At 63.6% G+C, this 18,440-nt stretch carries 17 protein-coding genes; 13 read left to right on the top strand and 4 right to left on the bottom strand.

Annotation, left to right across the window (positions count from 1 at the left end; translation table 11 throughout):
* Positions 1-2: 2 nt before the first annotated feature.
* A complete protein-coding gene (locus tag AB1A62_RS11715; RefSeq protein ID WP_366661661.1) occupies positions 3-1,673 on the bottom strand; it encodes an NAD(P)H-hydrate dehydratase in 1,671 nt (556 codons plus the stop codon).
* A 171-nt stretch (positions 1,674-1,844) separates the two neighbouring features.
* Between AB1A62_RS11715 and AB1A62_RS11720 the strand changes: the two genes are divergently transcribed.
* The 7 genes from AB1A62_RS11720 (at position 1,845) to dddP (ending at position 10,394) form a co-directional block, all read left to right on the top strand.
* Positions 1,845-2,183 (top strand): P-II family nitrogen regulator, encoded by a 339-nt coding sequence (locus tag AB1A62_RS11720; RefSeq protein WP_008554830.1) that lies wholly within the window; start codon positions 1,845-1,847, stop codon positions 2,181-2,183.
* Positions 2,184-2,229: 46 nt separating this feature from the next.
* Positions 2,230-3,636, top strand: a complete 1,407-nt coding sequence (gene glnA, locus AB1A62_RS11725) for a type I glutamate--ammonia ligase (RefSeq protein WP_366661662.1) — start codon at positions 2,230-2,232, stop codon at positions 3,634-3,636.
* A 119-nt stretch (positions 3,637-3,755) separates the two neighbouring features.
* Positions 3,756-5,504 (top strand): sulfotransferase, encoded by a 1,749-nt coding sequence (locus AB1A62_RS11730; RefSeq protein WP_366661663.1) that lies wholly within the window; start codon positions 3,756-3,758, stop codon positions 5,502-5,504.
* Positions 5,505-5,586: 82 nt separating this feature from the next.
* Positions 5,587-6,834 carry an Hsp70 family protein gene (locus AB1A62_RS11735; RefSeq protein ID WP_366661664.1) on the top strand — a complete coding sequence of 416 codons (1,248 nt, stop codon included), beginning with the start codon at positions 5,587-5,589 and terminating at the stop codon, positions 6,832-6,834.
* Between the two features lie 93 nt (positions 6,835-6,927).
* Positions 6,928-7,722 carry a lytic murein transglycosylase gene (locus tag AB1A62_RS11740; protein WP_366661665.1) on the top strand — a complete coding sequence of 265 codons (795 nt, stop codon included), beginning with the start codon at positions 6,928-6,930 and terminating at the stop codon, positions 7,720-7,722.
* A 338-nt stretch (positions 7,723-8,060) separates the two neighbouring features.
* Positions 8,061-8,903: a hypothetical protein gene (locus AB1A62_RS11745; protein ID WP_366661666.1), complete on the top strand. Its 843-nt coding sequence runs from the start codon at positions 8,061-8,063 to the stop codon at positions 8,901-8,903.
* A 147-nt stretch (positions 8,904-9,050) separates the two neighbouring features.
* Positions 9,051-10,394 (top strand): dimethylsulfonioproprionate lyase DddP, encoded by a 1,344-nt coding sequence (gene dddP, locus AB1A62_RS11750; RefSeq protein ID WP_366661667.1) that lies wholly within the window; start codon positions 9,051-9,053, stop codon positions 10,392-10,394.
* 68 nt (positions 10,395-10,462) lie between these two features.
* Here dddP and AB1A62_RS11755 read toward each other — a convergent pair whose 3' ends face one another.
* Positions 10,463-11,011: an NUDIX hydrolase gene (locus tag AB1A62_RS11755; RefSeq protein ID WP_366661668.1), complete on the bottom strand. Its 549-nt coding sequence runs from the start codon at positions 11,009-11,011 to the stop codon at positions 10,463-10,465.
* Between the two features lie 95 nt (positions 11,012-11,106).
* Between AB1A62_RS11755 and AB1A62_RS11760 the strand changes: the two genes are divergently transcribed.
* Both AB1A62_RS11760 and AB1A62_RS11765 read left to right on the top strand, forming a co-directional pair.
* Positions 11,107-12,339: a bifunctional alpha/beta hydrolase/OsmC family protein gene (locus tag AB1A62_RS11760; RefSeq protein ID WP_366661669.1), complete on the top strand. Its 1,233-nt coding sequence runs from the start codon at positions 11,107-11,109 to the stop codon at positions 12,337-12,339.
* Positions 12,340-12,586: 247 nt separating this feature from the next.
* Positions 12,587-12,844 carry a DUF6455 family protein gene (locus tag AB1A62_RS11765; RefSeq protein ID WP_366661670.1) on the top strand — a complete coding sequence of 86 codons (258 nt, stop codon included), beginning with the start codon at positions 12,587-12,589 and terminating at the stop codon, positions 12,842-12,844.
* Between the two features lie 71 nt (positions 12,845-12,915).
* Here AB1A62_RS11765 and AB1A62_RS11770 read toward each other — a convergent pair whose 3' ends face one another.
* Positions 12,916-13,263 (bottom strand): hypothetical protein, encoded by a 348-nt coding sequence (locus AB1A62_RS11770; protein ID WP_366661671.1) that lies wholly within the window; start codon positions 13,261-13,263, stop codon positions 12,916-12,918.
* An 86-nt stretch (positions 13,264-13,349) separates the two neighbouring features.
* On the opposite strand from AB1A62_RS11770, the gene purB reads away from it, so the two are divergent.
* The 4 genes from purB (at position 13,350) to AB1A62_RS11790 (ending at position 17,701) form a co-directional block, all read left to right on the top strand.
* The gene (purB, locus tag AB1A62_RS11775) at positions 13,350-14,654 is read left to right on the top strand and encodes an adenylosuccinate lyase (protein ID WP_019295467.1); all 1,305 of its coding nucleotides are present in this window, start codon (positions 13,350-13,352) and stop codon (positions 14,652-14,654) included.
* Positions 14,655-14,808: 154 nt separating this feature from the next.
* Positions 14,809-15,342 carry a tetratricopeptide repeat protein gene (locus AB1A62_RS11780; protein ID WP_366661672.1) on the top strand — a complete coding sequence of 178 codons (534 nt, stop codon included), beginning with the start codon at positions 14,809-14,811 and terminating at the stop codon, positions 15,340-15,342.
* Positions 15,343-15,418: 76 nt separating this feature from the next.
* Positions 15,419-16,612, top strand: coding sequence for a FliG C-terminal domain-containing protein (locus AB1A62_RS11785; RefSeq protein ID WP_366661673.1), 1,194 nt, complete (start codon positions 15,419-15,421; stop codon positions 16,610-16,612).
* Positions 16,613-16,768: 156 nt separating this feature from the next.
* Positions 16,769-17,701 (top strand): lysophospholipid acyltransferase family protein, encoded by a 933-nt coding sequence (locus AB1A62_RS11790; RefSeq protein ID WP_366661674.1) that lies wholly within the window; start codon positions 16,769-16,771, stop codon positions 17,699-17,701.
* A gap of 14 nt (positions 17,702-17,715) precedes the next feature.
* Here the strand turns inward: AB1A62_RS11790 and AB1A62_RS11795 are convergent, their stop codons facing one another.
* On the bottom strand, positions 17,716-18,417 hold the full coding sequence (locus AB1A62_RS11795; protein WP_366661675.1) for a DUF1223 domain-containing protein: 702 nt from the start codon (positions 18,415-18,417) through the stop codon (positions 17,716-17,718).
* Between the last annotated feature and the right edge of the window lie 23 nt (positions 18,418-18,440).

An 18,440-nucleotide genomic window follows, 5' to 3' on the forward strand; every position in this document is an offset into this window, starting at 1 on the left:
CCTTAGAGGCCCAGTTTGCGGAACACCGCGGGGATCTGCTCCGGAAGGTCCTCGGCGATCAGGCCGGGGCCGAAGTTTAGCGCGCATTCGACGTGGATATAGGCTGCGGTTTCTGCCGCTTGCATCGGGGAAAACCCACGCGCCATCAGCCCGGTGATGAACCCCGCCAGCACATCCCCCGACCCGGCGGTGGCCAGCCAGGGTGCCGAGCGGTCGTAATGCGCGGAATTCACTGAGCAGCGCCCGTCCGGCGCTGCGATAACTGTGTCCGGCCCCTTGAACAGAACCACGCAGCCTGCGCGTTTGGCCGCCTCGCGGGTGGCGTCGACCTTGGAAAATGCGGGGCCTGTGGTGGCGGGGGCGTTCAGTTTCTCCGCCAGATCCGGGAACAGCTTGGCAAATTCGCCGCCATGCGGCGTCAGCACGCAGTTTTCGTGCAGCAGCTCGAACAGCGCCTCCGGCTTCAGCTCAAACCTTGTGAGCGCATCGGCGTCCAGAACAGTGGCGCGGTTTTCCTTCAGCACCGCCATCACCACCGCCTGGGTGTCGGCGCCGCGCCCTAGGCCCGGGCCAAGGCAGACCGCGTTGAAGCGTTCATCCTCCAGCATTTCGCTGACCCCATGCGCGCCGTCGATCTGGCGCAGCATGATGGCGGTCAGATTGGCGCCGTTTTCAAACATCGCCGAGCGCGGCGAGCCGACGGTGACCAGCCCGGCCCCGATCCGCAGCGCGCCACGGGCTGCAAGACGCGCCGCGCCTGTTTTCCCATGGCCGCCGGAGAGAACGAGGGCGTGGCCGTGGGAGTATTTGTGGTGCCGGCCCCTCTTCCTTTTCAAGTTAGGCTCCGCTGACTTCGCAACCTCGCCCGGCTCAGTGCTTCCAACTGTTTCTAAACCAATGGACTTCACCACAACTTTGCCTGACTGCTCAGGACCATTCGCTAGGGCGTGTGCTAGCTTTTTTCTGTGAAAGGTGACGGTCAGATCAGCGCGGACTTCCTCAAACTCGCGTGGTGTTTTCCCGCTTTGCAGTAATTCGCCAGAGTCGGTGCATACCCCGCTAGGCAGGTCAATTGAGACTACGCGGGGAGCGGGAAAACCACCTTTTCTCAAGGGTTCTATGAGACGCCACTCGGTAATCTGGGTCACCCAACCGAACGAGTTGAAATTCTCGACCGGCCGGGTAAGGCCAGTCCCGAACAACGCATCAACAAGAACAGTGTTTTCGCGGTATCGCGCAGGATCAAGCGCAAAAGCGCTTTCCCCCTCGTCAAAGTATGGAACTACAGCACCAAGCTCCCGCCACCGCTCATAATTTGCCTTCGCATCCGGCGGCAGCTTGTCCGGGTCGCCGTAGAGAAACACCTCCACCTCCCAGCCGCGCTGTTTCAGCAGCCGCGCCACCACAAAGCCGTCGCCGCCGTTGTTGCCCGGCCCGCACAGCACCACCGCCCGGCGCGGACTTTCATCTTTCTCAGAATACTCCGGGGAGCGCGAGGGGCCGGCCCCTCGCCCGCCATCCGCAGGCTCTGCCAGCTCCGGCCATTCCTCGAAGATGGCCTCGACCACCCCCTGCCCGGCCCGCTCCATCAGCTCCAGCCCGGTCACCTCACCGGACTCGATGGCGGCCTGCTCAATCGCCCGCATCTGGGCTGCGGTCAGCAGTTCGGTCATGTTTTGCCCTTCCCCGATTCAATTCTGCGCATTTTCCGGGCGCAGCGCTTAATTTTTAGGCAGAAGCGCTCAATTTCTGCCCACAATTGCCGCAGCCGCAAACCCATGCATTGCTGCCTTCATTTAGAAGTGAAATGACACCCCCAACAAGCTTGCGAGGAGCCAAAGCCGATGAAAAAGATCGAAGCCATCATCAAGCCTTTTAAACTGGATGAGGTGAAGGAAGCGTTGCAGGACGTCGGCGTCCAGGGACTTTCTGTCATCGAGGTCAAGGGTTTCGGCCGCCAGAAGGGCCACACCGAGCTGTACCGCGGCGCCGAATACGTGGTCGACTTCCTGCCCAAGGTGAAGGTCGAGGTTGTGCTGGACGACGATCAGGTCGACCAGGCGATCGAGGCCATTGTCGATGCCGCCAAGACCGACAAGATCGGCGACGGCAAGATCTTTGTCTCGCCTGTCGAGCAAGCGATCCGCATCCGTACCGGCGAGACCGGCCCGGACGCGCTGTAAAGAATTCAACGAATATCCTGACATCTAAATCAGAAGGACCGAGGGAATGAGCGCAGACGCAGTTCTCAAGACACTCAAAGACGAAGACGTCGCATACGTCGACATCCGCTTCACCGACGTGCGCGGCAAGCTGCAGCACGTGACCGTGGACGTGGACCTGGTCGACGAAGACTTCCTGGAAGAAGGCTTCATGTTCGACGGCTCCTCGATCGCCGGCTGGAAGTCGATCGAAAACTCCGACATGAAACTGATGCCGGACACCACCTCGGCCTATATGGATCCGTTCTACGCCGAGAAGACCCTCTGCATCCACTGCTCCATCGTTGAGCCCGACACCGGCGAGAGCTACGAGCGCGACCCGCGCGGCACCGCCCAGAAAGCCGAGGCCTACCTGAAGTCCTCCGGTATCGGCGACGTGGCCTATATGGGCCCGGAAGCGGAATTCTTCCTGTTCGACGACGTGCGTTACTCCAACACCATCAACAAGGTGTCCTACGAGGTTGACGCAACCGACGGCTCCTGGAACACCGACGCCGAGTTCGAAATGGGCAACATGGGCCACCGCCCGGGCCTGAAGGGCGGCTACTTCCCGGTCAACCCGACCGACGAAGCGCAGGACCTGCGGTCGGAAATGCTGTCCACCATGAAGCGCCTGGGCATGAAGGTCGACAAGCACCACCACGAAGTGGCGTCCTGCCAGCACGAACTGGGCCTGATCTTCGACAGCCTGACCAAACAGGCCGACGAGCTGCAGAAGTACAAATACGTGATCCACAACGTGGCGCACGCCTACGGCAAATCGGCAACCTTCATGCCGAAGCCGATCTACGGCGACAACGGCTCCGGCATGCACGTCAACATGTCGATCTGGAAAGACGGCAAGCCGCTGTTTGCAGGCGACAAATACGCTGACCTCAGCCAGGAAGCGCTGTACTTCATCGGCGGCATCCTGAAGCATTCCAAGACCCTGAATGCCTTCACCAACCCGTCCACCAACTCCTACAAGCGCCTGATCCCCGGCTTCGAGGCCCCGGTTCTGCGCGCCTACTCCGCCCGCAACCGCTCCGGCTGCGTGCGTATCCCGTGGACCGAAAGCCCGAAAGCCAAGCGCGTCGAGGCCCGCTTCCCCGATCCGGCGGCAAACCCCTACCTGTGCTTTGCAGCCCTGCTGATGGCCGGCCTGGACGGCATCAAGAACAAGATCGATCCGGGCGAAGCCATGGACAAGAACCTCTACGATCTGCCGGCCGAGGAACTGGAGGGCATCCCGACCGTCTGCGGCTCCCTGCGTGAAGCCATGGACGCGCTGGCCGCCGACCACGACTTCCTGCTGCAGGGCGACGTGTTCACCAAGGACCAGATCGACGGCTACATCGAGCTGAAGATGGAAGAGGTCCACAAGTACGAGCACACCCCGCACCCGGTGGAATTCGGCATGTACTACAGCTGCTAAGCTGACAGACCAGACACGGAAAGGGCGCCCCTGCGGGCGCCCTTTTTCTTTTGAGGGGTCGTTGCATAACGGCATGGCACCGCTTGATTTCCGAGCGGGCATCACCCATTGCTGGCGGCATGAGCTTGCAATCCGACATCCAGACCGCCCTCACTCTGACCCGTCAAGGCAACCACAAGGCTGCGCTGAAAGCCGCCAAGGCGGCGATGAAGAAACACAAGGGGCATCCGCTGTTTCCGAATCTCGCGGCGGTGGCCCTTTGCGCCGCAGGAAAGGAACGCGAGGCGATTCCGCTGTACCGCAAGGCGCTGGAGCTGGATCCGTCCTTTCATGACGCGCGGCGCAACCTGGGACTGGCGCTGGCGGCAACCGGACAAACAGCAAAGGCCGAAACCGTGCTGGCCAAGGCCGCAGCGCTGCAGCCTGAGGATTTCAACACGTGGCTCGCCCTCGCCTCTGCGCGCAGGAGCCTGCAGAAGTTCGAGGAGGCCCGCGCCGCAGCTGCCGAAGCCGTAAGGCTGGCGCCCCGGAATGTGCAGGCCGTGAGGCTGCTGGCAGAAACCGACGAGGACCTGGGAGAAATCAATGCAGCGCTTTCCGGATACCGCCACGCATTGAAGCTGGCTCCCAGGGAAATCGGGCTTCACTACAGCATTGCCGACCTTCTGATTTATCAGCTGCAAACCGCCGAGGCGCTGAAAGTCCTGGAAGAGGCCCGGTCGGTTGAGCCGGATAACACAAAGACACTCTCGCGTATAGCTGCACAGCTGAACGCAGCCGGTTTGCCGGACGAAGCCTGCACGGTTTACCGGGACGTTCTCAGATTGGACCCCGGCAATGCAAATGCTCTGCTGCAATTGGCTCTGGCTCTGCCGGCGGATGAGCTGGCTGAGTTGCAAGAAACGGCAGAGGCCAAGCTGAAGAAGACGCCCGCCAAGACGCTGGATCATGCGACCCTGGATTTTGCAGCGGCCCATTTTGCACGCCGGACGGGTGATTTTCAGAAAGCCGCTGAGCTTTTCCGGAGCGGAAACAAGACAGTCGCGCAGCTTCTGCCCTATGACCGAAGGCAACAGACCCATTTGAGCCAGGAAGCGTTTGACCGGTTCCCCGAACCTGCGGTGTTGCAGGCGGATGCTGCGCAAGAACCTTGCCCTATCTACGTTATTGGAATGCCGCGCTCTGGCACGACGCTGACGGAGGCCGTGCTTGGCGCGCATCCGGCGGTCATTGCTGCAGGCGAGAGGCGCATTGACGAGCGGATGGTGGCCGCGCTGCAATCCAGTGCACCGTTTGGTACGGAAGAGGTGAAGGAGCTGGCCCGCGTCACCCGGGAAAACCTTCCGCCGATGCCCGCAGGCACCCGCGCCTATGTAGACAAGATGCCCGAAAACTTCCGGTTCCTGGGCTTTCTTCTCCAGGCCAGCCCGCAGGCCAAGGTCATCCATCTGCGCCGGGATCCGCGCGATACAGCGCTTTCGCAATGGCAGACACTGTTTGCAGGCGGCGCGCTTCCATACACCTACGATCTGCGCGCGATGGCGCACCGTTTCAACCTGTACGCGGAACTGATGGCGCACTGGCACCGTGTTCTGCCGGGGCGCATCCTTGACCTGCGGTATGAAGACCTGGTTGCGGATGTGGAGGCTGGAAGCCGCCTGATTGCAAGCCACTGCGGGCTGGACTGGGTGCATGAGATGGCCGAACCGCACCGCCATACAGGGCAGGTTCTGACCGCCAGCCTGCATCAGGTTCGCGAGCCTGTGCACACGCGGTCCGTCCGTAAGTGGGAGCAGCATCTGGAAACGCTTGACGCCTTCGTTAGCGAACTGGCCCCGGACCTCTGGCCAGAGCTGCGGGAAGGCTGACGAACCAATAGCAGAGGGTGTTTTCCTTTCGTGGCCAAGGTGGTATTGGCGCAGGCTCCTTTCCAGCAGCCGGAGCTTTCCCATGACCGCCCCGAACACCCTTGGCATCGACTTCGGCACCTCCAACTCCGCCGCCGGGATTGCGGTTGCGGGCCGCCCCTGGCTGGTGGAGATGGAGCCGGGCGAGCAGACCCTGCCAACCGCGGTTTTCTTTGAGGATGGTGCGCGTGCCATGCGGATCGGCCACAGTGCAACGCGGGCGCTGATCAACGGGGATGAGGGGCGGTTCATGCGGGCGCTGAAAAGCCTGCTGGGCACGCCTCTGCTGCAGGAGGAGCGGCGGCTGGGCGGCGAGCGGCTGAGCTTTGCCACCTTGATCGCGCGGTTTCTGGCGGAGATGAAGCGGCGGGCCGAAGCTGCAACGCATATGGAGTTCACCCACGCGCTGTCGGGGCGCCCGGTGCGGTTTCATTCCAAGGATGAAGACCGCAACATGCAGGCAGAAAAGGACCTGCGCGCCTGTTATCTGGAGGCCGGGTTCCAGGACGTTCTGTTCATGTATGAGCCGGAAGCCGCGCTGCGCGCCGCCGCGCCTGCACCGGGCTTGGGGCTGATTGTCGATATCGGCGGCGGCACCTCCGACTTCACCGCCTTTGAGCAAGGTGCAGATGGGGCAACCCGCATCCTGGCCTCGCACGGCGTCCGGCTGGGCGGCACAAATTTCGACCGGCAGCTGAGCATTCGCCATGTAATGCCGCTGCTGGGCCGGGGCAGCCAGATCCGCAATGCCTTTGGCGGCGGCACCCTGCCTGCGCCGAACCGGCTGTTCAACGATCTGGCCACCTGGCAGATGATCCCCTTCCTCTATGCGCCCGAAAGCCGCCGCGCGGCGCAGGATCTGGCCGCCAACGCGGTGGAGCCCGGGAAACTGGCGCGTCTGGTTGCGGTGCTGGAGGATGAACTGGGCCATGAGCTCGCCTTTGCCGTGGAGCACGGCAAGATCCGCGCCAATGGTACGGATGCTCAGGCCCTCATCGATCTGAAACTGCTGGAGCGCGGACTGTCAGTGCCGCTGGACGCAGCGGGAATGACGCAGACGCTTGGCGAGCAGACCGCTGCAATCGGCGCCTGCGCGGCAGAGACGCTGGCGCAGGCCGGGATTGCGGCGGAAAAGGTGGAGCGGATCGTTCTGGTCGGCGGCTCTTCGCTGCTGGCGGCGGTGCAGGCGGAAATGCGCGCGCTGTGCCCAAATGCCCGGCTGGAAACGGGAAATGCCATGACCGCGGTTGCAGACGGGCTGGCACTGGCCGCGGGCAGCGCCTTTGCCTAGGATAATGGGAAGCAATGGCGGCTTTTCCCGTTAGACAAGGGGCGCCAGCACGTTAGGCTGAAAGCCACGAGTCACATTTTGAGAGTTTTCTTCATGCGCCGGCTGATTGCCCCTGCCCTGATTTCCGTCCTGCTTGCCTCCCCTGCCCTTGCCGCCAATTGCGGCAACAGCTCTGCCGGGTTCGACGCCTGGAAGCAGGCGTTCGGCGCCGAGGCCAAGCGCGCGGGCGTGCGTAAGGCGGGGCTGCAGGCGCTGGCCAATGCGCAGTATGCCCGCCGTACCATTTCCGCCGACCGCAACCAGAAGAGCTTCAAATACTCGCTGGAGAAATTCATGCAGATCCGCGGCTCCGCCACCATCGTGGCGCAGGGCCGCAAGCGCAAGGCGCGCAACCCGGATTTCTATGCAGCACTTGAGCGCAAATACGGAGTGCCCGCGGGAGTGCTGATCGCCATCCACGGGATGGAGACCGCCTTTGGCAACTACATGGGCGACAGCCAGGTGGTGTCTGCCATCGTGACGCTGACCTATGACTGCCGCCGCTCCGACTTCTTCCGCCCGCATGCGCTGGGGGCGCTGAAACTGGTCGATCAGGGCGCCATCACTCCGGCCACCCTGGGCGCCAAGCATGGCGAGTTGGGCCATACCCAGTTCCTGCCCGGAAATGCGCTGCAATACGGCGTCGATTGGGACGGCAATGGAAGGGTGGATTTCTATAACATGGGCGATGCGCTCGCTTCCACCGCCAACTACCTGCGCCAGAAAGGCTGGAAACCCGGCAAGGGCTACCAGCAGGGCGAGCCCAACTACCGTGTGCTTAAGGAGTGGAATGCGGCCACCGTGTACCAGCAGTCGCTGGCGATCATGGGGCGCCAGATCGACGGTTGAGCACCGTTTGCCCGCAATAGATCGCAGTGAATGCGCCCGCCGCCCGGCGGGCGCAAGGCGTTTGAAGGCTGCCGTGAAAAACAGTGCACGCGATTCCGGCGACATTGTAGGCCTTGGGGCATCAATGTGTCCGCCAGCCGTCACAGTTGAGCCGCATTCCGGCCTTTAAGAACCAGCGATTTTCCGCAAATTCGTTTAAATTCAAAACTTTGGGCAATGCCGCATTTCACGTCTGCGCTCCGCTGCCGTTGCTTCGAAATCAGCCCGGCCCGCCCCACTTTTAACTATTTCGAATTTTATTGTTTCTCTAACGGCACCCTGAATGGAGGATCCGGACAGTGGCAGAGAACGTGCAATATACAGGACGGCTGGGACTGGAAAGCCGCGACAGCGGAACGCTTTCCGCTGCGGTGACCGCGGTTGTGGACACGCTTGAGGACTTCGGCCACCCGGCAGAGCAGATCGAAGCACGGGCGGAAAACACTGCCCGTCTGCAATGCGATCACTACCTGGTGGCCGTGCGCCTGCGCCGGGTGCCGCTGCGCCGCACCAGCAGGCTGCCCGGCAGCGTGATGCAGCCCTCGGCGCTGCTGGAACTGGTGCTGTCTCCGGTCTATCCCGGTTATTGCAATCAGGAAATTTCCGAGCTGCTTCTGGCCGAGACGCTGCGCCGCCTGCTGGATACGGTGGAGGCAACCTCTGTCGAATGGCTCGACAGCGAAGTTGCACTGACATGCGAACAGTTCCTGAGTGCCTTTCAGCCCAAGTCCAGCATCCGGAAACAACCTGCTGCTGCTGCCCACCCCGCGGCAGCCCCCGAGTCTGCCCTAGCTATGCAGACACGGCCGCGCGGCCGGGACTGCTTTACACCGGTGGACCAGACCGCGCTGGAACTGGACGCCCACTGCGACCGAGCCTTCCGCGAGGCGAAGATGCGCAAAGCAGCAAGTGCGGCCGCCGCGGCCTCCGGCAGGTCCTGGACAGGGCTTCGGGCATCCGTTTCCTCGGCGGGCCTGCGCGGCGGCTGGGGCCGCAAGCTGCAGGCCTCGGCGCTGGCTGCACTGTCCCTGACCGGTCCCCGGCGCCTGCGCTTCATCAGCCATCTGCTGCTGCTGACGGCCCTGGTGCTCTATCTTGAAAGCGCCGGGATGGTGCAGGCGGCCCGGCCGCTGGTGCCGTAGGCCCAAATCAGCTTCGGCTGCAATCCCCCGCGGTCTGACAACGCGAGTTAGGTCAGAAACGACGACAGAATCCGTCGCTTTCAGCGGCGAATCCGCCTCGCCCCTTGCTGCACATTGTACAGGACTGTGCAGCAAGGACCTCCCAGCATGAACGAGCATTACCGCGACATCCGCAAGATCGACCCGACCCGCGGCGCCAAACTGGGCGACAACACGCCGAACGACAACAACCGGGTCGAGATCGGCCCGACCCAGCTGGCCTTTGCCGAATGGGCAGAGGCCGGGCTGCAGCTTCCCGACCTGCAGGCGCTGCGCAAGTTCCGCTGGGAGCGGCTGGTCAAGCACATCAACGACCGCGGCTATGGCGGCCTGCTGGTGTTCGATCCGCTGAACATCCGCTATGCGACCGACTCCACCAACATGCAGTTGTGGAACACCCACAACCCGTTCCGGGCGCTGCTGGTCTGCGCCGATGGTTACATGGTGCTGTGGGATTACAAGCAGTCGCCCTTCCTCAGCGAGTTCAACCCGCTGGTGCGCGAGCAGCGCGCCGGTGCCGACCTGTTCTATTTCGACCGCGGCGACAAGATAGACGTGGCGGCGGACAAGTTCTCCAACGAGGTGCGCATCCTGCTGGAGGAGCACAGCGGCAGCAACAAGCGGCTGGCAGTGGACAAGGTTATGCTGCACGGGCTGCGCGCACTTGAGGCGCAGGGGCTTGAGATCTTCCCCGGCGAGGAGCTGACCGAGAAATGCCGCGCGGTGAAAGGCCCGGATGAGATCCTGGCGATGCGCTGTGCCCATCACGCCTGCGAAACCGCGGTGGCGGCAATGGAAAGATTCGCCCGCGAGCAGGTCCCTGGCGGCAATATCTCCGAGGATGACGTCTGGGCAGTGCTGCACGCGGAGAACATCCGCCGCGGCGGCGAGTGGATCGAGACCCGGCTCTTGGCCTCAGGACCGCGCACCAACCCGTGGTTCCAGGAATGCGGGCCCCGCATCATCCAGAACAATGAAATGATCAGCTTTGACACCGATCTGGTCGGCTCCTACGGCATCTGCATCGACATCTCCCGCAGCTGGTGGATCGGTGACCAGAAACCGCGGCCTGACATGATTTATGCCATGCAGCACGGGCTGGAGCACATCCGCCACAACATGGAGATGCTGAAGCCCGGCGTGAATATCCAGGAGCTGTCGCGGGGCTGCCATGTTCTGGACGACCAGTTCCAGAAGCAGAAATACGGCTGCATGATGCACGGCGTGGGCCTCTGCGATGAATGGCCGCTGGTGGCCTACCCCGACGCCATGGTCGAGGGCGCCTTCGATTACGAACTGGAGCCGGGCATGGTGCTGTGCGTCGAGGCGCTGGTGTCGCCTGAGGGCGGCGATTTCTCGATCAAGCTGGAAGACCAGGTGCTGATCACCGAAGACGGCCATGAAAACCTGACCAGCTACCCCTTCGACAAGGCGCTGCTGGGCGAGGCCTGATTCCATCCTGCCGGTCCCTCCTGCACGGAGGGACCGGGACAGCCGGCGGCGCCGTCAGGCGCCACCGTTTAACAATGGCGCTGAAGGAACGGTTCCAGCTTGTCGCGCAGCACCAGCACGCCGGGCGAGTCGGTTGCTTCCTCAAGCTGAGTAAGCGGCACCCAGGCCAGGGCGTGGGATTCGCCGCTGAGGACAATCTCCCCCGCCTCTGCCTGAAACAGGTAGCGCACATCATAGTGCAAATGCGCGCAATCGCGGGTATTTGCCGGGATCTCGTGGATATCCACGTCGAACACCTGCGCCGACAGCGGCCTGATCCGTTGGAGCCCGCTTTCCTCATAGGCTTCCTTCAGCGCCACAAAAGGCACGTCGGCGATGCCGTCGCAATGGCCGCCCAGCTGGAACCAGCGGTTGAGCTTCTTGTGATGGGTCAAGAGCACGCATCGCATGTCCGAGGACATCACGAAGGCGGAGCCGGTCACATGGCCGGTTTCCGGGTTGCGGCCGAAGGCCTGGGGCTCGCTGGCGAAAAACTCCGTCAGGCGCTGCAACATTCCGCGGTCCCGCGCAGTCTGCGGGCTGTAACATCCAATGCCCGTGAGGACGCTGCTGCTCATCTGCCTTCACCTTCCCGTGACGTTCCGGCCCGCTGCCTTGTTCGAGGCCATTCAAGCGCTCAATCTATGCGGAACACCCAACAAAGGCCACGCCCATGCCCACGGAACGGATTTCCTTTACCGGCCACGCCGGAAACACCCTTGCTGCCCGCCTCGACCTGCCCGAGGGGCCGGTGCTGGCCACCGCGCTGTTTGCCCATTGCTTCACCTGCTCCAAGGACATCCCGGCGGCGCGGCGGATTGCCGGACGGCTGGCGGCAATGGGTATTGCGGTCCTGCGGTTCGATTTCACCGGGCTGGGGCATTCGGAGGGCGAGTTCGAGAACACCACCTTCAGTTCAAACGTGGCGGATCTAATCAAGGCGGCACAATATCTCGCGGCACGCAACATGGCGCCCGCGCTGCTGATCGGCCATTCGCTGGGCGGTGCCGCGGTGCTGCGGGCGCGGGCCGGCATTCCGTCGGCCAAGGGGGTTGTAACGCTGGGGGCGCCGTTTGATCCAGGCCATGTCTCACACCACTTCGACGCCGCCCTGCCGGAGATCGAGGCCAAGGGCCGCGCCGAGGTTTGCCTGGGCGGCAGGCCCTTTGTGATCGGCAAGGAGTTTGTCGAGGATATCACTGCGGAGGCGCTGGCGCCTGCGATTGCGGAGTTGAAGGCGGCACTGCTGGTGCTGCATGCGCCGCGCGACGAGACCGTGAGCATCGACAATGCCGCGTCGATCTTCACCGCTGCCAAGCACCCCAAGAGCTTTGTCACGCTGGATGACGCGGACCACCTGATTTCCCGCGCGGCAGATGCGGAATATGCCGCCGAGGTCATCGCCGCCTGGGCCGGGCGCTATGTCAAAATGGCGCCGCCCGCACCACCGCCCGGCGCGCCGGAGGGCATCCTGCGGGTGACCGAAGCGGATCCGTCGGGCTTCCTGCAGGACGTGCAGTCCGGCCCCTACCACCATGCTTTCGCCGATGAACCTCTGGCCTATGGCGGGACCAACCGCGGCATGTCGCCTTACGGGTTTGTGGCTGCGGGGCTGGGCGCCTGCACCTCGATGACGCTCAGGATGTATGCCCGCCGCAAGGGCTGGCCGCTGGAGGGGATCAGCGTCGATGTGAGCCACGACAAGGTGCATGCCCAGGATGCCCTGCCTTCGGGGCCTGCCAAGATCGACCAGTTCACCCGGGTGGTGCGGCTGTGCGGTCCGCTGACTGATGGACAGCGCGTCAAACTGATGGAAATAGCCGACAAATGCCCTGTGCACCGGACGCTTGAAAGCGGCGCCAAGGTGGTGACCCGGCTGGAGGCCATGGAACCTTCCGCGATCTGATACACCAGAACTCCAGCGGGTCTCCCGCGCCCGGGCGGCGCAGGAGACCTGCACCGCCAGCGGCCTTGGGCCCGGCGCCGCGCCTTGCGCGGCGCCGGGCCCAAATGCGTCAGGTCCTCGCAAGAAGACCGACGCGCAGGAGGGAGGACCTGACTGCCGCGGAATTTGCGCCACATCAAAGTGCCGGGAGACATTCCCGCCCATTCTGTCTGCACTTCCGGCAGCGGCCGGGCATGGGAGGGCAGATATGGGACTTTTTGCAAAACTCGGGCGCAGCAGCGATCTGGTGCAGGGCATGGCCAGCCGTCTGGGCATCGATTATGGCGAAATGGTTTCTGGCGATCCGGAAGCGCAAGGCCGTAAATACATGCGCGCGGTCCTGCGCTGCAGCACCTGCCGCAATCAGGACGGCTGCAGTGACTTGCAGCAGGAGATGTCGGAACTGGCCGAGGCGCCATCTTACTGCCGCAACGCGCAGCTGCTGGCGCAATTGCGGGGCAGCTGATCCCTCCTGCCCGGCGGCTCACTCCCGCTGCAGATCAGCCCGGTGTCCGGAGCGCGGGCGTGCGCGACAGCTCACTCCTCAGGCCCGGCGTAGCGCCCCGTGGTGATGTCACCGCCCTCCCCGACAAACCGCAGGGCTTCTCCATTGCTTTCCAGCGCATAACAGGCCCACAGGTCCGAGGGCGGCCAGGTGGAACAGTATTTGCCATCCCGCACGCCCCAGTAGCCCCAGCTGTCATGGCCTGCATTGTAGAGCGTCCGGCCCGAGGCATTGAACTCCTGCCAGGCTCCGCTGCCGTAGACCAGCCGCCGCCCCTCCAGCGCAGCCTGCACTTCTTCGCCGCTCAAGCTGCGCCATTCGCCGCCCCAAACCGGCGCAACCGTGCATGATAACGCAATCATCAGGGCAAACTGCCTCATGAACCTCTCCCAGCCTTGCTGTCCTGCTTCTGCTGATCTAAGAGGCCGGGCATCTGCTGCGCAATCACATAAAGGTGCCTTCGCCCATGATCCCCCGCTATTCCCGCCCCGAGATGGTCGCAATCTGGTCGCCCGAGACCAAATTCAAGATCTGGTACGAGATCGAGGCCCACGCCTGCGAAGCCATGGCCAACCTGGGGGTGATCCCGCGCGAGAACGCCGACGCGGTGTGGAAAGCCAAGGATGTGGAGTTTGATGTTGCCCGCATCGACGAGATCGAGGCCGTCACTAAGCATGACGTCATCGCCTTCCTGACCCACCTGGCCGAGCATGTCGGTTCCGAGGAAGCCCGCTTCGTGCACCAGGGCATGACGTCGTCGGACGTGCTGGACACCTGCCTGAACGTGCAGCTGGTGCGCGCCGCCGACATTCTTCTCGAGGGCATGGACAAGGTTCTGGCGGCGCTGAAGAAACGCGCGCTGGAGCACAAGAACACCGTGCGTGTCGGCCGCAGCCACGGCATCCACGCCGAGCCCACCACCATGGGCCTGACCTTTGCCCGCTTCTATGCGGAAATGGACCGCAACAAGAACCGCCTGGAAAAGGCCCGCTGGGAAGTCGCCACCGGCGCGATCTCCGGTGCGGTCGGCACCTTCGCCAACATCGACCCCGCGGTCGAGGAACACGTCTGCGAGCAGCTGGGCCTGCGCCCCGAGCCGATCTCCACCCAGGTGATCCCGCGCGACCGCCACGCGATGTTCTTTGCCACCCTGGGCGTCATTGCCTCCTCGATCGAGAATGTTGCTGTTGAAATCCGCCACATGCAGCGCACCGAGGTGCTGGAAGGCGCGGAATTCTTCTCGATGGGCCAGAAGGGCTCCTCGGCGATGCCGCACAAGAAGAACCCGGTGCTGACCGAGAACCTGACCGGCCTCGCCCGCCTGGTGCGCATGGCGGTGATCCCGGCGATGGAGAACGTGGCGCTGTGGCATGAGCGCGACATCTCGCACTCCTCCGTCGAGCGCGGCATTGGTCCGGATGCGACCATCACTCTCGACTTCGCCCTGCACCGTCTGGCCGGCGTGGTCGACAAGATGCTGGTGTTCCCGGAGAACATGCTGGACAACATGAACAAATTCCCCGGCCTGGTGATGTCGCAGCGGGTGCTGCTGGCGCTGACCCAGGCAGGCGTCAGCCGCGAGGATGCCTATGCCATGGTGCAGCGCAACGCCTTGAAGGTCTGGGAAGAGCGCGTCGACTTCCGCGAGCTGCTGCTGGCCGATGCCGATGTGGTTGCCGCCCTCGGTGAAGAGGCGATCAACGAGAAGTTCGATATGGGCTACCACACCAAGCATGTCGACACGATCTTCAAGCGCGTCTTCGGCGAATAAGCCGGCCTTTGGATGAAGCACTTGACGCCCCGCCTCTCCGGCGGGGCGTCTTTTTTTGTGCCACCGGGGCAAACGCCTTTGTGAACAAAAATACAGATCCAAGCCATGGTTCCGAGGATAGACTGGGCCAGACATTGCACTTGGAGTTCTTGAGATGCGTATTTTGACCTTGGCCGCTGTCCTGACCCTGCCCGTTGCTGCCCTTGCCGCCAGCGGCAACGACTGGAACCCGCCCAAACCCACCGAAACCACCAAGATCTGCAAGGGCAAGAGGGTCTGGGACGAGGATAAGAAACGCTGCGTGCGGCCCCGGAAGTCGTCGCTGAACCAGGACGGCCTGCTGGGCGCAGCGCGGGAGCTGGCCTATGCGGGACGCCAGGAAGATGCCCAGGCAGTGCTGAGCGCGATGGCTGACCAGAAAGATACCATGGTGCTGACCTACTGGGGCTTCACCCACCGCAAGCTGGGCAATCTGGAGCTGGCACAGGCCTATTACAACCAGGCGCTGGCGCAGGATCCCGACAACATCCTGGCCCGTTCGTACATGGGCCAAGGCCTTGTGGCGCAGGGAAAATACGACGCAGCCCGGGCGCAATGGAAAGAAATCCGGACGCGCGGCGGCGACGGCACCTGGGCGGAGGCCTCGCTGCGCAACGCCTTGGAAACGGGCACCTCCTACGACTACTAGGCTTCAGCCTTTCTTTACGGCTTGCGGCCTATCCTGCCCTCCACGATTGAGAAGAATCTTTTGCTAGGGTGCGAGAATGCCTCAAGACGATATGCTGGCGCTTCCGATGGACTTGGGCGGGGGCGACATGGGCGGAATGGGCGGAATGGGCATGGGCGATTTCGCCGCTCCCGCGCCGATAGGCGGCCTGGATGCGGGCGGCCTCGGCGGCGGTGCGACGGGCGGCGGCGCGGTGGCGAATCCGGCTGCGGCCGCGGGCCTCAGCGGCAAGGCCAAGGCCGCCATCATCGTCCGGCTCCTGCTGAATGAAGGCGCCGAGATCCCGCTGGAAGAACTGCCCGACGACCTGCAGCTGGAACTGACCCAGCAAATGGGCCGGATGCGGATTGTCGACCGCGACACGCTGAATGCCGTGGCGGGCGAATTTGCCGACCTGCTGGACAATGTCGGCCTGCATTTCCCCAACGGCCTGGCCGGCGCGCTGAGCGCGATGGAGGGCAAGATCAGCCGCCACACCCACAGCCGCCTGCGCCGTGAGGCCGGGGTGCGCCAGTTCGGCGACCCGTGGGAGCGGCTGAAGCAGCTGCCGCCCGAAGACCTGGCCGAACTGGCCCAGGCCGAAAGCACCGAAGTTGCCGCCGTTCTGCTATCCAAACTCGACACGGCCAAGGCCGCCCAGATGCTGATCCATCTGCCCGGGCCGGTTGCCCGCCGCATCACCTATGCGGTCAGCCAGACCGCCAATGTGACACCGGACACCGTGGACCGCATCGGCCTGTCGCTGGCTGCTCAGGTAGAGGCGCGGCCCGATCTTGCCTTTGACCAGACTCCCGGCCAGCGGCTGGGCGGCATCCTCACCGAGGCCGCTGCTGCCAAGCGCGACGAGGTGCTGACCGCGCTGGACGAGGAGGACGAGGAATTCGCAATCACCGTGCGCAAGGCGATCTTCACCTACGCGCTGATTGCCGAACGGATGCAGCCGCTGGATGTGCCCAAGCTGATCCGGGTGCTGTCGCAGCCCGACCTGGTGACCGCCATCGCCTTTGCCACCGACGAGGAAGACGTGGCAACCTCGGAGTTCCTGCTCAAGAACATGTCGAGCCGGATGGCCGACAACATCCGCGAGGAAGTGGCCGAGCGCGGCCGGGTCAAACGCAGCGACGGCGAGGCCGCCTTCAGCCTGATCATCGCCGCCATGCGCGATCTGGTTGCAACGGGCGAGATCGAGCTGAAGGCCGCGGAAGAAGAAGATGAGGAAGGCGGCAGCTGACCGCTGGCGGGGCTGAAAGCCCGCTAAGGGCAGCGGCCTGCGGTCCGCTGCCCCGCCTCTGCCCGCCTCCCTGCTTGAGCTGCTTGTACCCTCAGCCGCAGCTGCGTATGATGCAGGCTTCCGGGCGCAGTTCAGCGCCGCAAACACCCAGACGCCATGCCCGCAGATCCTTCCGAGCTCTCCACCTGGAGCCATGTCAAATATTTTGGCAGCAACCTGTTCCTGCGCGGGCTGCTGCTGGGTGCCGGGCTGATTCCCTACCGGTTGCGGGTGCCGATGATGGGCCGGCTGGTCACCGCCATGGGCCGCGCCGCGGGTTTTCACAAAAGGGTGCGCGACAATCTTAAACTGGTCAGCCCGGAACTCTCCGAGCTTGATGCAGACCAGCTGTACCGCGATGTCAGCAACAATGCCGGCCGGATGATTGCCGAGCTTTATGCGGGCAAGGAGTTCTTTGAGCGCGCCCGGAAGGCGCCTATCACCGGGCCGGGCCTCAAGGCCCTTGAAGATGCCCGCGCAGCAGGCCGCCCGGTGCTTCTGGCGACCGCTCATTTCGGCAATTACGACGCCGCCCGCGCTGCTCTGGTTGCCCGCGGCCACGAGATGGGATCGCTCTACCGGCGCATGGCCAACCCCTATTTCAACGAGCATTACGTCGCTGCCATGAAGGCCAATCACGACCTGATGTTCGAACAGGGCAAGCGCGGCATGGTGGAGCTGGTGCGGCATCTGAAGAAGGGCGGCATCGCCGCCATCGTCACCGACCTGCATGCCCAGGGCGGCGAACTGATCGACTTTTTCGGCAAGCCGGCAGTCACCTCCACCGTACCCGCGGAGTTGGCGCTGAAATTCAACGCCGCGCTGATCCCGGTTTATGCGGTGCGCCAGGAGAACGGTCTGGACTTCGAGATCGTGATGAATGCCGAGGTACCGCACACCGACGCGCTGACCATGACCAAGGCGCTGAGCGCGGACCTGGAAACGATCGTGCGTAAGCACACCGGGCAGTGGTTCTGGATTCACCGCCGCTGGAAACCCTATGTGCCGGTTGGAAAAGCCGCCAGGCAGGCCGGCACTGCCGCTGACTGATCCGGCAGCACTGTCTAGTCGACGCGCGCCGCAGCAATGATCGGCCCGAACCGGCCCGCCTGCAGCAGAACCGCGGCTGGCTGACCGCCAGGCGCCGGAACCGCGACCTCCAGATAGCCAGTCCCGTCCCACTCGGCCGCGATCTGCCAGTCTTCAACCACATTGGCATAGCTGAGCGTCCGCCCGGCCAGCTCGCCGCGTGTGATGCTGACGGTGCGCTTGGGCGTATACCGCACCAGCTGAACCAGCACGCGGCCCTCAGGCATCTGTGCTCTTGCCTCAACACGGATGACCACCTCTTCGCCGCGGCGGGCAGCCGCCAGCGACGCGGGCCGCGGCTGTTTCTGGTGCCTGGCGATGGCGTCTTCCACCTTTATCGCATCGGCCCCGACCACATCGTCCTGCCCCATGATGACCATCTGTGGCGTATAGATCATCCGGCGGCCGCCCTCGCGGGCATAGCCCTTCTGCCGCTTGGTATGCGAAGGTTTGGCAAACTGGTCCTTCCAGCCGATGTAATCCCAGTAGTCCACATGCAGCGCCAGCGCCAGCACGTCCGGGCGCGCGGCAAGGTCATGCAGCAGCGCATCGGCCGGCGGGCAGGACGAACAGCCCTGCGAGGTGAACAGCTCAACCACCACCGGTTCCGCTTCAGATTGCCCGTAAACCGGCAGGGCCAGTCCCAGAACCATTGCAGCAGTGGCCAGAAGTCTCATGAATCGCCGTCTCCGTTTCCTAG

The organism is Leisingera sp. JC11, assembly GCF_040704725.1.
Lineage (GTDB): Bacteria > Pseudomonadota > Alphaproteobacteria > Rhodobacterales > Rhodobacteraceae > Leisingera.